11 protein-coding genes are annotated in these 14,175 nt (G+C 64.7%); 4 read left to right on the top strand and 7 right to left on the bottom strand.

What is annotated here, in order from left to right; genetic code table 11:
• The first annotated feature begins 189 nt into the window (after window positions 1-189).
• The 3 genes from gabD to CAG00_RS10035 all read left to right on the top strand — a co-directional run bounded on the left by gabD (window position 190) and on the right by CAG00_RS10035 (window position 4,489).
• Complete coding sequence (gene gabD / locus CAG00_RS10045) at window positions 190-1,632, top strand: NADP-dependent succinate-semialdehyde dehydrogenase (RefSeq protein ID WP_015268576.1); 1,443 nt, start codon at window positions 190-192, stop codon at window positions 1,630-1,632.
• A 183-nt stretch (window positions 1,633-1,815) separates the two neighbouring features.
• Window positions 1,816-3,093, top strand: a complete 1,278-nt coding sequence (gene gabT, locus CAG00_RS10040; protein WP_003255866.1) for a 4-aminobutyrate--2-oxoglutarate transaminase — start codon at window positions 1,816-1,818, stop codon at window positions 3,091-3,093.
• 136 nt (window positions 3,094-3,229) lie between these two features.
• On the top strand, window positions 3,230-4,489 hold the full coding sequence (locus CAG00_RS10035) for a response regulator (protein WP_075044305.1): 1,260 nt from the start codon (window positions 3,230-3,232) through the stop codon (window positions 4,487-4,489).
• 115 nt (window positions 4,490-4,604) lie between these two features.
• Here the strand turns inward: CAG00_RS10035 and CAG00_RS10030 are convergent, their stop codons facing one another.
• Together CAG00_RS10030 and desA are read right to left on the bottom strand one after the other, a co-directional pair.
• The gene (locus CAG00_RS10030; RefSeq protein WP_085664173.1) at window positions 4,605-5,633 is read right to left on the bottom strand and encodes a sensor domain-containing diguanylate cyclase; all 1,029 of its coding nucleotides are present in this window, start codon (window positions 5,631-5,633) and stop codon (window positions 4,605-4,607) included.
• Between the two features lie 100 nt (window positions 5,634-5,733).
• Window positions 5,734-6,918 carry a delta-9 fatty acid desaturase DesA gene (gene desA, locus CAG00_RS10025; RefSeq protein ID WP_039614263.1) on the bottom strand — a complete coding sequence of 395 codons (1,185 nt, stop codon included), beginning with the start codon at window positions 6,916-6,918 and terminating at the stop codon, window positions 5,734-5,736.
• Between the two features lie 146 nt (window positions 6,919-7,064).
• On the opposite strand from desA, the gene dibA reads away from it, so the two are divergent.
• A complete protein-coding gene (dibA, locus tag CAG00_RS10020) occupies window positions 7,065-8,960 on the top strand; it encodes a phosphodiesterase DibA (RefSeq protein ID WP_085664172.1) in 1,896 nt (631 codons plus the stop codon).
• Between the two features lie 93 nt (window positions 8,961-9,053).
• Here dibA and CAG00_RS10015 read toward each other — a convergent pair whose 3' ends face one another.
• Genes CAG00_RS10015 through CAG00_RS09995 form a run of 5 tightly spaced genes read right to left on the bottom strand, consistent with a single transcriptional unit; the run spans window position 9,054 to window position 14,164 of the window.
• The gene (locus CAG00_RS10015; protein ID WP_008096606.1) at window positions 9,054-9,698 is read right to left on the bottom strand and encodes a methionine ABC transporter permease; all 645 of its coding nucleotides are present in this window, start codon (window positions 9,696-9,698) and stop codon (window positions 9,054-9,056) included.
• Entirely contained in the window at window positions 9,688-10,797 is a 1,110-nt protein-coding gene (locus CAG00_RS10010; RefSeq protein WP_025337312.1) for a methionine ABC transporter ATP-binding protein, read from the bottom strand. The genes CAG00_RS10015 and CAG00_RS10010 overlap by 11 nt, the downstream gene beginning before the upstream one ends.
• A 1-nt stretch (window position 10,798) precedes the next feature.
• Entirely contained in the window at window positions 10,799-11,599 is an 801-nt protein-coding gene (locus CAG00_RS10005; protein WP_085664171.1) for a MetQ/NlpA family ABC transporter substrate-binding protein, read from the bottom strand.
• Window positions 11,592-12,983 carry an LLM class flavin-dependent oxidoreductase gene (locus CAG00_RS10000; protein ID WP_085618362.1) on the bottom strand — a complete coding sequence of 464 codons (1,392 nt, stop codon included), beginning with the start codon at window positions 12,981-12,983 and terminating at the stop codon, window positions 11,592-11,594. The genes CAG00_RS10005 and CAG00_RS10000 overlap by 8 nt, the downstream gene beginning before the upstream one ends.
• On the bottom strand, window positions 12,983-14,164 hold the full coding sequence (locus CAG00_RS09995; RefSeq protein WP_085664170.1) for an SfnB family sulfur acquisition oxidoreductase: 1,182 nt from the start codon (window positions 14,162-14,164) through the stop codon (window positions 12,983-12,985). Before CAG00_RS09995 ends, CAG00_RS10000 begins: the two co-directional genes overlap by 1 nt.
• Window positions 14,165-14,175: the final 11 nt, after the last annotated feature.

Raw genomic sequence — 14,175 nt, 5'->3', positions numbered from 1 at the left:
GCCCGCGAAGAGGCCCGTTGCCATTATGCAAATGATGAAATTTCCGCCAGGGTGTTCAACCATTCGTTCTTTTTTTCGAACAGCCTATTGTCCAACACCCCAGCAGCCGCTTAGCATTCGTTTGAGATTTCAAACGCTCGATGCCCTGCCTTGGGCGCTTTTCAACAATCAACAATTCGGGAAGCCGACATGCAGCTCAAAGACGCTCAGTTGTTCCGCCAGCAAGCCTACATCAATGGTGAGTGGCTGGATGCGGACAACGGCCAGACCATCAAGGTCACCAACCCGGCCACTGGTGAAGTCATCGGTACCGTGCCGAAGATGGGCACCGCGGAAACCCGCCGCGCCATCGAAGCCGCCGACAAGGCCCTGCCGGCCTGGCGTGCCCTGACCGCCAAGGAGCGTTCGGCCAAGCTGCGTCGCTGGTTCGAACTGATGATCGAGAACCAGGACGACCTGGCTCGCCTGATGACCACCGAACAAGGCAAGCCGCTGGCCGAAGCCAAGGGCGAAATCGCCTACGCTGCCTCGTTCATCGAGTGGTTCGCCGAAGAAGCCAAGCGCGTCTACGGTGACACCATCCCGGGCCACCAGCCAGACAAGCGCCTGATCGTCATCAAGCAGCCAATCGGCGTTACCGCGGCTATCACCCCGTGGAACTTCCCGGCCGCCATGATCACCCGCAAAGCCGGCCCGGCCCTGGCCGCTGGCTGCACCATGGTGCTCAAGCCTGCCTCGCAGACCCCGTACTCCGCCCTGGCCCTGGTCGAGCTGGCCCACCGTGCCGGCATCCCGGCTGGCGTGCTGAGCGTGGTTACCGGCAGCGCTGGCGAAGTTGGCGGTGAACTGACCGGCAACTCCCTGGTCCGCAAGCTGTCCTTCACCGGCTCGACCGAAATCGGTCGCCAGCTGATGGAAGAATGCGCCAAGGACATCAAGAAGGTTTCCCTGGAGCTGGGTGGCAACGCCCCGTTCATCGTGTTCGACGACGCCGACCTGGACAAGGCGGTCGAGGGCGCGATCATCTCCAAGTACCGCAACAACGGCCAGACCTGCGTCTGCGCCAACCGTATCTACGTGCAGGACGGCGTCTACGACGCGTTCGCCCAGAAGCTGGCCGCCGCGGTTGCCAAGCTGAAGATCGGTAACGGCCTGGAAGAAGGCACCACCACTGGCCCGCTGATCGACGGCAAGGCTGTCGCCAAGGTCCAGGAACATATCGAAGACGCCGTTGGCAAAGGCGCCAAGGTACTGTCCGGTGGCAAGATCATCGAAGGCAACTTCTTCGAGCCGACCATTCTGGTCGACGTACCGAAGACCGCTGCCGTCGCCAAGGAAGAGACCTTCGGCCCGCTGGCGCCGCTGTTCCGCTTCAAGGACGAGGCCGAAGTCATCGCCATGTCCAACGACACCGAGTTCGGCCTGGCCTCGTACTTCTACGCCCGCGACATGAGCCGTGTGTTCCGTGTTGCCGAAGCCCTGGAATACGGCATGGTAGGTATCAACACCGGCCTGATCTCCAACGAAGTGGCACCGTTCGGTGGCATCAAGGCTTCGGGCCTGGGCCGCGAAGGTTCCAAGTACGGTATCGAGGACTACCTCGAAATCAAATACCTGTGCATCAGCGTCTGATAGCACGGTAACGGCTTTACCTCTGCCAGCGGGGCGCGAGAGCGACGTCTCGCTGGCCTTTTTTACATCGCAGTACCTGGTGGCCAGGGCGTTCACGGCAGTCGATCAACGAATACTGTTCGCGAGCACTCCCAGCCACCCCCGAATAAAAGCGCCACTCCAGACCGGCGCAATGAGGGCATTATGAGCAAGACCAACGAATCCTTGATGCAACGTCGTGTCGCCGCCGTCCCACGTGGCGTTGGCCAGATCCACCCGATCTTCGTCGATACCGCGAAGAACTCGACCGTGATCGACGTTGAAGGCCGCGAACTGATCGACTTCGCCGGCGGCATCGCAGTACTGAACACCGGCCACCTGCACCCGAAAGTGGTTGCGGCCGTGCAAGAGCAGCTGACCAAGGTCAGCCACACCTGCTTCCAGGTGCTGGCCTACGAACCTTATGTAGAGCTGTGCGAAAAGATCAACAAGCTGGTCCCAGGCGACTTCGACAAGAAGACCCTGCTGGTCACCACCGGCTCCGAAGCCGTTGAAAACGCCGTCAAGATCGCCCGTGCCGCCACTGGCCGCGCTGGCGTCATCGCCTTCACCGGCGGCTACCACGGCCGTACCATGATGACCCTGGGCCTGACCGGCAAGGTCGTGCCGTACTCCGCTGGCATGGGCCTGATGCCAGGTGGCATCTTCCGCGCCCTGTTCCCGAGCGAACTGCACGGCATCAGCGTTGACGACGCCATCGCCTCGGTCGAGCGCATCTTCAAGAACGACGCCGAGCCGCGCGACATCGCCGCGATCATCCTCGAGCCGGTACAAGGCGAAGGCGGCTTCCTGCCAGCGCCGAAAGAGCTGATGAAGCGCCTGCGCGCCCTGTGCGACCAGCACGGCATCCTGCTCATCGCCGACGAAGTACAGACCGGCGCTGGCCGTACCGGCACCTTCTTCGCCATGGAACAGATGGGCGTTGCGCCTGACCTGACCACCTTCGCCAAATCCATCGCTGGCGGCTTCCCGCTGGCCGGTGTGTGCGGCAAGGCCGAGTACATGGACGCCATCGCTCCTGGCGGCCTGGGCGGCACCTACGCCGGTTCGCCGATCGCTTGCGCCGCGGCCCTGGCCGTGATCGAAGTGTTCGAAGAAGAGAAACTGCTGGATCGCAGCAAAGCTGTGGGTGAGCGCCTGACCGCTGGCCTGCGCGAAATCCAGAAGAAGTACCCGATCATCGGCGACGTCCGTGGTCTGGGCTCGATGATCGCTGTCGAAGTCTTCGAGAAAGGCACTCACACCCCGAACGCTGCTGCCGTTGGCCAGGTTGTCGCCAAGGCTCGCGAGAAGGGCCTGATCCTGCTGTCCTGCGGCACCTACGGCAACGTCCTGCGTATCCTGGTTCCGCTGACCGCCGAAGACGCTCTGCTGGACAAAGGCCTGGCTATCATCGAAGAGTGCTTCGCTGAAATCGCCTGATGTGACGTGCTTCAGAAAAAACCCGCTTCGGCGGGTTTTTTTTGTGCCCAGGAAAGCCGTGGGGCGCTATCGTTGTCGGAGGATTTGCTCAGGAAGCTGCGACGGACTGTGTGTCAGGGCTATTCAGGAGTTGGCGATGAACGCTGCAGACCCCACCCCACCAAGCGTACTGATTGTCGAGGGCGACCCCTGGGTACGCGACATGCTCAGCGAAATGCTGTTGAGCGTGCGCTGTGATGCCCGGCTGCAGGTCTGCGCCGACGGCTCGCAGGCCTTGAGTGCGCTGTCCAGCAAACCCGACCTGATCATCGCCGCGCGCGAACTGGCCGGTGTCGATGGCCTCGACTTGTTGCGCAAGGTGCGCGCCAAAGGTTCGGGGTTGCCGTTCATTCTCATGAGCAACCGCAGCGACAGTGCCAGTGTGCGCGAAGCACTGCCCTTGCACCCCACGGCCTACCTGAGCAAGCCGCTGAACCTGGACACCCTGCGCAAGCGCCTGGAAGAGCTGCTGCTGGCGGTTGGCGAAGAGATCGCCTGCCCGGTGCCAGCCTTGCAGGCTGGTGCCAGCCTGCCGGCCTACCTCGAACAGCGTCGCGCTACCGCCGATGGTGGGCCGCTGTTGGCCGATGTGCAGGTGGCGATCAAGCGCGCGCTCAACCCCCAGGGCCTGAACCTGAGAGTGCTCGAAGAGGAAGTGCAGGGCGACCCGCAGATCACCGCCGTGCTGATCGCTGCGGCCAACAGCGCAGCGCTGCACCGCGAAGCACCGGTGCAGACGTTGCTGCAGGCCTTGAACAAGCTTGGCAGCACCCAGAGCATGAACCTGATCCTGGGCATGACCCTCAAGCGCAGTGCGCGCCTCAGTGACCCGCTGCTGGCGGAGCATGCGGCCCGTTACTGGGAGTTATCGCTGCACGCTGCCGAATATGGCCGCACCTTGGCACGCATGCTCGAGCTGGACGAAGGGCGTTGTTATTGCGCGGGGTTGCTGCATTGCCTGGGTGACCTGGCGGTGCTGCGCTGCCTGCAGGAATGGCGGCTGGCCGGGGGCGAGCTGGATGAGGACCAGGTGCAGCTGTCGCTCAACGAGTTCGGGGCGGCGTTCGGCTCGGCGCTGCGTACGCGCTGGCGGTTGCCGCTGGGGTTGCGCGAGTTGATTGCGGCGATCTACCAGCTGGGCGGCGGGGTGTATTCGCGGGAGATCCTGGCCATGAACCTGGCCGGGCAGTTGTCGCGGCTGCCGGCCGAGCAGGGGCTGGAGAAGGTGGCCAGCAGCAAGACCGCGCGGCTGCTCAAGCTTGGCCTGCCGGAACTGAGGCGGTTGCGCAAGGTGGAGAACCCGGAGGTGAAGCCGCAGGAAGAGCCGCCGGTAGCTGAGGCCGAGGTTTCCAGCTGAGATTTTGGGGCCGCTTTGCGGCCCATCGCGACACAAGGCCGCTCCTACACGGGTAAGCGGTTGCCTGTAGGAGCGGCCTTGTGTCGCGATAGGGGGGCAAAGCCCCCCCAAAGGCTCAGCCGCGGACGATCTGGTTCTTGCCCTGGCGCTTGGCCTGGTACATCGCCGCATCGGCCCTGGCATACAGGCTGTCCAGCGCCACATCCTCGTCAGTCAGCCCGGTCACCCCCTGGCTCACCGTCACCCCGTAGGTCTGCTCACCATGGCTGAAGCTCAGCCGCTGGATATGCCGCTGCAAGCGCTCGGCAATCTGCTCCGCGACCTGGGCACTACAGCCGGGGAACACTGCCGCGAACTCCTCGCCACCAATGCGCCCGAACAGGTCACCTCGGCGTAGCACGGCCTTGCCGCTATCGGCGATCTGCTGCAATACCTGGTCGCCTTCCTGGTGACCGTAACTGTCGTTGATGCGCTTGAAGTCGTCGATGTCCAGCAGCAGGAAGGCCAGTGGCGTACCGTCTTCGCGGGCGCTGTCGAAGGCTTGCTGGGCGCATTCGAAAAAGTGCCGGCGGTTGCTGCTCTGGGTCAGCACGTCGGTGGTGGCCAGGCGCTGCAGTTCACCTTCGAGCTGCTTCTTCTCGGTGATGTCTTCGGCGATGCCGACGATGATCACCCGGTCGCCATCGCGTTGCTGGTTGATGTAGCACTTGTCGCTCAGCCAGCGTAGCTGGCCGTCGGCATTGAGGATGCGGTACTCGCGGTCTTCCACCGAGCCCTTGAGCAGTACCTGGGCCAGGCTGCGCTCGGCGAACTCCAGGTCGTCCGGGTAGATGCTGTCGCGCCACTCGTTGTAGTCGGCCAGCACCAGGCTGGCCGGGCGGCCGAAGATGCGTTCGTAGGCGGGGCTGACGTACAGCACCTGACGGGTTTCCCAGTCGAAGGCCCATAGCACCGCGTTGACGCTGTCGAGCAGCGAGCTGAACAGCTGCTCGCGCTCGCTCAGGCGGGCAACCTCGCCCTGGGCGTGGAGCAGCGCAAGCAAGGTCTGGGCGGCTTCGGGAGGCGGGGTGCCGGGCAGTGTCGTTGGAATGTTCTTGGCCATGTGCACGGAGCAGATCTCGGCGTGAAAGCGTGCGGCCAGCATCTGGCCCGCCACGCGGGCGATGTGCCAGATATGAGTGTAAACGAGAGGGCGAAGTTCCGGGCGGCACGCCCCGCCAAAGGGGCGTGCCGATCAACGGCGGTCAGGCGCCGGTCGGGCGCAGGGAGTAGGTCTTGAGCTGTGCCGCGAAGTCGCGCAGGGCATGGATGCCGCTGGTTTCCGCCTCGTGTACCCAGTCCTTCATGGCGGCCAGCATGTCGTGGCCGTTGGCGCTGGTGCGCGCCCAGATCTGCTGCAGGGCCAGGCGTTTTTCGTAGATGGTCTTCAGCGCCTGGCTGTGGGCGAGCATCGACTCGATGCGCACATGGTGGCGGTCTTCCAGCAGGCTGGTCTCGCGCGACAACAGGCGCTTGGCGCGGCGGAAGTGGTGGCGTAGCGAGGCATCGACGCGGGCCAGCTCCTGCTTGACCAGCGGGCCGATCACCAGCTTGCGGTACTGGGCCATGATCTGGAAACGGTTGTTGAGGATGGCCATGGCGGTGTCCATGTCCAGGCTGGCCTTGCCGGCCACCCGGTGGGCGATAGGAGCGACGCGCTGCACCTTGGCCAGGCGCAGCAGGCAGAACAGGCGGATCCACGCCCAACCCATGTCGAACTCCCAGCGCTTGACCGACAGCTTGGCCGAGTTGGGGTAGGTGTGGTGGTTGTTGTGCAGCTCTTCGCCACCGATGACGATGCCCCACGGCACCAGGTTGGTGGCGGCGTCGCGGCACTCGAAGTTGCGGTAGCCGAGAGCGTGGCCCAGGCCGTTGACCACGCCGGCGGCCCAGAACGGAATCCACATCATCTGCACTGCCCAGATGGTGATGCCGATGGTGCCGAACAGCAGCAGGTCGATTACCGCCATCAGCGCGATGCCGCCCAGCTTGTAGCGCGAGTAGAGGTTGCGCTCGATCCAGTCGTCCGGGCAGTTCTTGCCGTAGATGCGCAGGGTTTCGGGGTTGCGCGCCTCTTCCCGGTAAAGCTCGGCACCCTTGCGCAGCACCGTGCCCAGGCCCTTGTACAGCGGGCTGTGCGGGTCGTCGGGGGTTTCGCACTTGGCGTGGTGCTTGCGGTGGACGGCAGTCCATTCGCGGGTGTTCTGCGCCGTGGTCAGCCACAGCCAGAAACGGAAGAAGTGCTTGAGCGCGCCATTGAGCTCCAGGGCCCGGTGCGCGGAGTAGCGATGCAGGTAGACCGTGACGCTGACGATGGTCACGTGGGTCATCAGCAGGGTGATGCCGACCAGTTGCCAGGCCGACAAGTCGAGCAGGCCGTTGTACCACATAGGTGTAAATACCCTCGGAATGCAGGAGGAGGGGCTGATTATCCCTTGGGCAGGAAATAAATACAGTCACCCGTTCAGATAGGAAGTCACGACATGTTTCAGCCTTTATAATGCCCCATCATTTTTTATGGGCAATTGCACCCGACATGTCTGTTTCCGTTCGCGACGCCTTGCGCATGGCTGCGCTGTATGTGGTGCTCTCGATCCTCTGGCTGACGCTGGCCGAGGTGGTGTTGCACGGCATGACCGAGGATCCCCTGGCACTGACCGTGGGCCGGCAGATCAACGTGGTGGTCTGGGTGCTGCTGAGCGCCTTGCTGATCTATGTATCGAGGGTACGGCTGCTCGACTTCATCGGCGTTGGCGCGCGTATGCGTGGTGAAGACCGTGAACGCCTGCGCATGGCTGCGGCAGTGTTCGACAGCACCCTCGAAGGCGTGCTGGTGACCGATCGCGATGGCCTGATCGTGCACGTCAACCGTGCCTTCATGCGAATCACCGGCTACCAGCAGGACGAGGTCATCGGCCAGCGCCCGAACAAGTTCAAGTCGGGCCGCCATGGCCTGGCGTTCTACCAGCAGATATTCGCCACCCTGGCGGAAAAGGGCGAGTGGAGCGGCGAAATCTGGAACCGGCGCAAGAGTGGTGAAATCTACCCGCAGTGGCAGACCATTTGCGCCATCCGCGACGATGAAGGCGAGCTCAGCCATTACGTGGCGGTGTTCAGCGACATCAGCGCGATCAAGCATTCGGAACAGGAACTGGCCTACCTGGCCCACCACGACCCGCTGACCGACCTGCCCAACCGCCTGCTGTTCAACGACCGGGTCGAGCAGGCCCTGGCTGCAGCCCAGGCCAACAAGCGTGGTTGTGCCTTGCTGTTGCTGGACCTGGACCACTTCCAGAGCATCAACGACGGCCTTGGCCACACCATTGGCGACCAGTTGCTGAAACTGGTGGGCGAGCGCCTGGGTGAGGTGCTGGGCAGCGGCGTGACCCTGGCGCGCCTTGGGGGCGACGAATTTGGCGTGCTGGCGGAAAACTGCCATGAGGTCGGCCAGGCGGGCAAGCTGGCGCAGGGCATCATCGAGCGTATGCGCGAGCCGTTCCTGTTCGACGGTCACCGCCTGTTCATCAGTGTCAGCGTGGGCATCAGCCTGTTCCCCAGCGATGCCTTGAGTGCCGAGCAGTTGCTGCGCAATGCCGACTCGGCGTTGTACAAGGCCAAGAGCAACGGGCGGGCCTGCTATGCGCTGTACACCGAAGAGCTGACCGCCCACGCCCAGCAGCGGGTTGAAACCGCCGGCGATCTGCGCCGGGCCCTGGAGCAGGACGAGCTGCGGGTGTTCTACCAGCCGGTGCACGACCTGGCGAGCGGCCGCCAGGTCGGCGTCGAGGCCCTGGTGCGCTGGCAGCACCCCCAGCGCGGCCTGGTGCCGCCGGGCGAGTTCATCCCGATTGCCGAGCGTACCGGGCTGATTGCCGAGATCGACGCCTGGGTACTGCGCCAGGCGTGTCGGCAGATGGTGCGATGGCAGGGTGAAGGGAGGCAGCTGGCGTTCGTGGCGGTGAACATCTCCAGCCGCCTGTTTGGCCAGCACGAGCTGTACCAGCAGGTGGCCGAGGTGCTGCACGACACCGGTCTGGCCCCGGCCTTGCTGGAGCTGGAGGTGACCGAGAGTGCGGTGATGGAGGACCCGGAGGTGGCCCTGGAGCAGTTGCATCGCCTGCGCGAGCTGGGGGTGACCCTGGCCATCGACGACTTCGGCACCGGTTATTCATCGCTGCTGCGGCTAAAGCGCTTGCCGGTGCAGAAGCTGAAGATCGACCAGGGCTTCGTTGCCGGATTGCCGCTGGATGAGGACGACATCGCGATCGTCCGGGTGATCATCGCCCTGGCCCGCAGCATGGGCATGCAGGTGCATGCCGAGGGCATCGAGCAGGCAGAGCAGGCCAGTTTCCTGCTGCATGAGCTGTGTCAGCTGGGGCAGGGGTACTGGTTCGGGCGGCCGGTGCCTGCCGGGGATCTTCGCTGGGGTTGAAGGCCCCTTCGCGGGCATGCCCGCTCCCACAGGGATAGCGTTGTATTCAAGCCCTGTGCAGTACCTGTGGGAGCGGGCGTGCCCGCGAAGCATTCAGCGCTTGTTCAAGCCTTTCGCCAACCGGTCTCCACCCAGCTGGATCAACGCCACCAACGCCACCAGCATGGCAATCACGGTCAGCATGATCTGGCTGTCGAAGCGCTGGTAGCCATAGCGGTAGGCGATGTCTCCCAGTCCCCCGGCACCGATCGCTCCGGCCATGGCCGAGGAGTTGATCAGGGTCACCAGGGTAATGGTGAAGCCCCCGACAATCCCCGGCAGCGCCTCTGGCAGCAGCACGTGCCAGACAATGTGCCAGCGTCGGCAGCCCATGGCCTGCGCAGCCTCCACCAGGCCGTGGTCGACTTCGCGCAGGCTGACCTCGGCAATCCGCGCGAAGAACGGCGTGGCGGCAATGGTCAGCGGCACCACCGCCGCCCACACGCCATAGGTGGTACCCACCACCAGGCGGGTGAAGGGGATCAGCGCGACCATCAGGATCAGGAACGGGATCGAGCGGAACAGGTTGACGAAGGCACCCAGCACCCGGTTCAGCAGCGGGGCCTCGAAGATCCCGCCCTTGTCGCTGGTGACCAGCAGCACCGCCATCGGTACCCCCACCAGCAGGGCGATCAGCGACGACACGCCAACCATCAGCAGGGTATCGAGCAAGCCTTCCAGCAGGCGATCAAACCACATGGCCCAGTACCTCCACGTCCTCGGCCCAGCGGCGGGCGCGTTCCAGCAATTGATGGGTGTCGTGCGGCGAGTGCTGCACCGACAGGATCAGCTGCCCCAGGGCATGCTCGCCAATGGTTTCCACACCGCCCTGCAGCAGGCGCACGCGCCCGCCAAGGTCGTTGAACAGGGCAGACAGTTCGGGCTCGCCGAGCAGGGTCAGCCTCAGCACCACCGCACTGTCGCGGCTTGCCGGGCTGGCCCGCAGGCTGGCTTGCAGCGCGGCTGGCAACCTGGCTTGCAACGGCGCCAGCAGGGTACGGGTGACCTCGTGGCGTGGTGAGCCAAACACCCGCCAGACCTCACCCTGCTCGACCACTTCTCCACGTTCCAGCACCACCACCCGGTGGCAGATATCGCGGATTACCGCCATTTCGTGGGTGATCAGCACGATGGTCAGGCCCAGGCGCTGGTTGATGTCGCGCAACAGTTCGAGAATGGAAGCGGTGGTCTCCGGGTCCAGCGCCGAGGTGGCCTCGTCGCACAGCAGGATCTCGGGGTCATGCACCAGCGCCCGGGCAATGCCCACGCGCTGCTTCTGCCCGCCGGACAGCTGCGCCGGGTACACGTGGTGCTTTTCCTGCAGACCGACCAGCTCCAGCAGTTCGCGCACCTTGCGCTGGCGTTCGGCCTTGGCCACGCCGGCCACCTTCAGGGGCAGCTCGACGTTCTGCCACACGGTCTTGGCTGACATCAGGTTGAAGTGCTGGAAGATCATGCCGATACGCCGGCGCAGGGCTACCAGGTGGTCCTCGTCGAAGGGCGCGATGTCCACCTGGTCGATCAGCACCCGGCCCTGGCTGGGTTGCTCCAGACGGTTGATGGTACGCAGCAGCGATGACTTGCCGGCGCCGCTGCGGCCGATGATGCCGAAGATCTCGCCATGGCGGATGTTCAGGTCGATGCCTTGCAAGGCCGGTTGCGCCTGGCCCGGGTAGGTCTTGCCCAGGCCGATGAAGCGCACATGGGCTTCATTGACCTCCGGGCGCAAGGCCTGCTCCCTGGCCGTTGGCGGCAGTGGTTGTGCGGTGGGCGCCCGGAGCGCGCTGGCCTGGCTCATGTCAGCCCTCCCAACCGGCCTGGTAGAGCTTGCCGTGGGCTTTGTCCAAGGCTGCGCGCACCACTGGCGAGTGCTGGTAGATGTCGACGAACTTGGCCAGGCGTGGGTCGTCCTTGCTTTGCGGGCGAATGACGAACTGAATCACGTACTCCTTGTTCTCCAGGCCGTCGAACAGCAGAGCGGAGCCAGCGTCGAAGCTGTTGGCCAGGCGGATGTAGGCCGGGTAGCCCTGCACCAGGTCGGCGTCGTCATAGGCGCGTACCAGCTGTACGGCCTCGACCTGAAGGATCTTCAGTTTCTTCGGGTTGGCGACGATGTCGTCCTCGGTGGCCTTGTAGCCGACCCCCGGCTTGAGGGTGATCAGCCCGGCCTTGGCCAGCAGCTGCAGGCCACGGCCGCTGTTGATCGGGTCGTTGGCGATGGCCACGCTGGCACCTTCGGGCAGGTCGGCGAAACTCTTGTACTTTTTCGAGTACAGGCCGACGTTGTTGATGATGCCCGGGGCGTAGGGCACCAGGTTGAAGCCCGCAGCCGCCTTGGCGTTTTCCAGGAACGGGATGTGCTGGAAGTAGTTCACGTCGATGTCGCCGCTGTTGAGGCTGACATTGGGTGCGATCCAGTCGCTGAACTCGACCAGCTTAACTTCCAGGCCTTGCTTGTGCGCTTCTTCCACTGCGGCTTCCAGCGGGATGGCAAAGGCCGAGGTGGTGCCGATCTTCAGCGGCTCGGCAGCCAGCGCGCTGGCGGACAGGCCGAGGGTGAGGGCAATGGCCGCGACGGGCCGGAACAGTTTATCAAGCATGGTGCAGGGCTCCAGTCGGGGCAGGGGTAGAGGTAAAGCGGTAAGCCGAGCCAGGGTGGTCGGCGGGCAAATGCGGGTGGTCGGCCTGGAACAGTTTTTCGCGCAGGGTGCCTTCGGCGTAGGCGGTCTTGTAGCGGCCACGCTGTTGCAACTGCGGGATGACCAGGTCGATGAAGTCCTCGAAGCTTTCCGGGGTTACGGTGCGGGTCAGGTTGAAACCGTCCAGGCCGGTTTCATCGATCCAGGCGATCAGCTGTTCGGCCACCTGCTCGGGCGCGCCGACCAGGGTCACGTAACGGCCACCCAGGGCGTGCTGCTGCAGCAGGCGCCGGCGGGTCCAGGCGTTGTCCTGCAACTGGCGCGTGGCCGACTGGATGGCGTTGCCTTGGCTGAAGGCAATCGGCTCGTCCAGGGCGTAGGCGGCGAAGTCGATGCCGGTGGACGCTGCGAAGTGCGCGACCCCGGCCTCGGCGCTGGCATGGCGCAGGTACTCGGCATGCTTGGCCTGGGCCTGCTGCTCGGTGGCGGCGACGATCACCGTGATGCCCATGAACACCTTGACCGCTTGCGGGTCGCGGCCAGCGGCCTGGGCGGCGGCGCGCACCTTGTCGACCTGGGCGCGGGTGGCGGTTTTGTCCTGGCCACTGATGAACACGCATTCGGCATGGTTGCCGGCGAAGGCCAGGCCACGCTGCGAGCTGCCGGCCTGGAACAGTACCGGTGTACGTTGCGGCGAGGGCTCGCACAGGTGGTAGCCGTCGACCTTGTAGAACTCGCCCTGGTGGTTGACCTTGCGCACCTTGTCGGGCCTGGCATAGACGCGCTGCTGGCGGTCGGCGACCACGGCATCGTCGGCCCAGCTGCCTTCCAGCAGCTTGTACAGCACCTGCAGGTACTCGTCGGCCTGGTCGTAGCGGCGGTCATGCTCGGGTTGCTGCGTCAGGCCCATGGCCCGGGCAGCGCTGTCGAGGTAGCCGGTGACGATGTTCCAGCCCACCCGGCCATTGCTCAGGTGGTCCAGGGTGGAAAGGCGCCGGGCGAACAGGTACGGCGCTTCGTAGGTGAGGTTGGCGGTAAGGCCGAAGCCCAGGTGACGGGTGACGGCGGCCATGGCCGAGACCAGCAGCAGCGGGTCGTTGACCGGCAGCTGGATCGACTCCTTGAGGGTGACGTCCAGCGACTGGCCGTAGATGTCGTAGGTGCCGACGATGTCGGCGATGAACAGCCCGTCGAACAGGCCGCGCTCCAGCAGGCGCGCCAGACTGGTCCAGTAATCCAGGGTCTTGTACTGGGTCGAGGTGTCCCGTGGGTGGGTCCACAGGCCGTGGTTGATGTGCCCGATGCAGTTCATGTTGAAGGCATTGAGCAGGATCTGTTTGGCCATCAGATGGTCCCCCGGCGTGGTGGGTTGGCATCGTTGAGGTAGTAGTTGCCGATGGCGTGGTACTTCCAGCGCACCGGGTCGTGCAGGGTGTGCACGCGGGCGTTGCGCCAGTGGCGGTCGAGGTTGTGTTCGGCCAGGGTGGCCTGACTACCGCCCAGTTCGAACAGGGTGGTGCCGGCCGCGAGGGAAATCTCGGTGCTGATGGCACGGGCCTCGGCCACCGCGATGGAGGCGGCGGCCACGTTGTCGGCAGTGCTGTCGTCGCGGGCGCGGTCCAGGTATTCGCCGGCGCGCTCCAGCAAGGCTTCTGCGGCGTGCAGGCGGATCGCCAGGTGGCCGAAGCTTTTCAGCGTCAGCGGGTCATCGCTGGCCTTGTCCAGGCCGGAGTCGACCCAGGGGCGGCTGCGGGTGCGCACGAAGTGCAGGGCATCTTCGTATGCGGCGCGGGCGATGCCGGTGTCGATGGCGGCATGAAGGATCTGCGCCAGCGGGCCGACCGGGGTGGGGCGTTCGAAGGCGCTCTGGAACGGCACCACGTCGGCGGCGCTGACGTACACGTTGTCGAATACCACCGAGCCACTGCCGGTGGTGCGCTGGCCGAAGCCGCTCCAGTCGTCGATCACCTGCAGGCCCTGGCTGTCGGCCGGGACGAAGGCCAGGTGCTGCACGCCCTGTTCATCGACCACCGAGGTGGGAATGCGCTGGGCGTAGATAGCGCCGGTGGAGTAGAACTTGCGGCCGTTGATGCGAAAGCCATCGCCGTCGTGGGTCAGGCGAGTGGTGCGCTCGTTGGCGGTCTTGGTGCCCAGTTCGGCCAGGGCGTTGCCGAAGCGGCTGCCGGCCAGTACTTCGGCGTACAGGCGCTGTTGCTGTTCGGGTGTGCCGTTTACCCGCAGCACTTCCAGGCCGTAGAAATGGTTTTGCGGGATTTGCCCGAGCGAGCCGTCAGCCTGGGCGATGCGGGCGATGACCTTGGCCAGGGTTACGTTGGACACGCCGGCGCCGCCGAAGGCCTTGGGCACGCTGATGGCCCACAGGCCGGAGCGGGTGAACAGTTCCAGTTCGGCGTGCGGCAGACGGCGCTCGCGGTCGCGCAGGGCGCTGTCGCGGCGCAGGTGTCGGGCGACTTCTTCGGCGACGTTCAGGGCTTCGGTGTCGCTGGTGATGATGTTTGTAGTCATGGTGTTTCTCC

Origin of the sequence: Pseudomonas sp. B5(2017) (assembly GCF_002112825.1) — a bacterium.
GTDB classification, from domain to species: domain Bacteria; phylum Pseudomonadota; class Gammaproteobacteria; order Pseudomonadales; family Pseudomonadaceae; genus Aquipseudomonas; species Aquipseudomonas putida_Z.
Note: the sequence above shows the minus strand (reverse complement) of the source record. Positions and strands in the feature narration are given on the sequence as shown.

Coding starts and splice junctions, on each gene's coding strand:
- gabD (WP_015268576.1), top strand. CDS start 190: ATGCAGCTCAAAGACGCTCAGTTGTTCCGCCAGCAAGCCTACATCAAT.
- gabT (WP_003255866.1), top strand. CDS start 1,816: ATGAGCAAGACCAACGAATCCTTGATGCAACGTCGTGTCGCCGCCGTC.
- CAG00_RS10035 (WP_075044305.1), top strand. CDS start 3,230: ATGAACGCTGCAGACCCCACCCCACCAAGCGTACTGATTGTCGAGGGC.
- CAG00_RS10030 (WP_085664173.1), bottom strand. CDS start 5,633: ATGCTGGCCGCACGCTTTCACGCCGAGATCTGCTCCGTGCACATGGCC.
- desA (WP_039614263.1), bottom strand. CDS start 6,918: ATGTGGTACAACGGCCTGCTCGACTTGTCGGCCTGGCAACTGGTCGGC.
- dibA (WP_085664172.1), top strand. CDS start 7,065: ATGTCTGTTTCCGTTCGCGACGCCTTGCGCATGGCTGCGCTGTATGTG.
- CAG00_RS10015 (WP_008096606.1), bottom strand. CDS start 9,698: ATGTGGTTTGATCGCCTGCTGGAAGGCTTGCTCGATACCCTGCTGATG.
- CAG00_RS10010 (WP_025337312.1), bottom strand. CDS start 10,797: ATGAGCCAGGCCAGCGCGCTCCGGGCGCCCACCGCACAACCACTGCCG.
- CAG00_RS10005 (WP_085664171.1), bottom strand. CDS start 11,599: ATGCTTGATAAACTGTTCCGGCCCGTCGCGGCCATTGCCCTCACCCTC.
- CAG00_RS10000 (WP_085618362.1), bottom strand. CDS start 12,983: ATGGCCAAACAGATCCTGCTCAATGCCTTCAACATGAACTGCATCGGG.
- CAG00_RS09995 (WP_085664170.1), bottom strand. CDS start 14,164: ATGACTACAAACATCATCACCAGCGACACCGAAGCCCTGAACGTCGCC.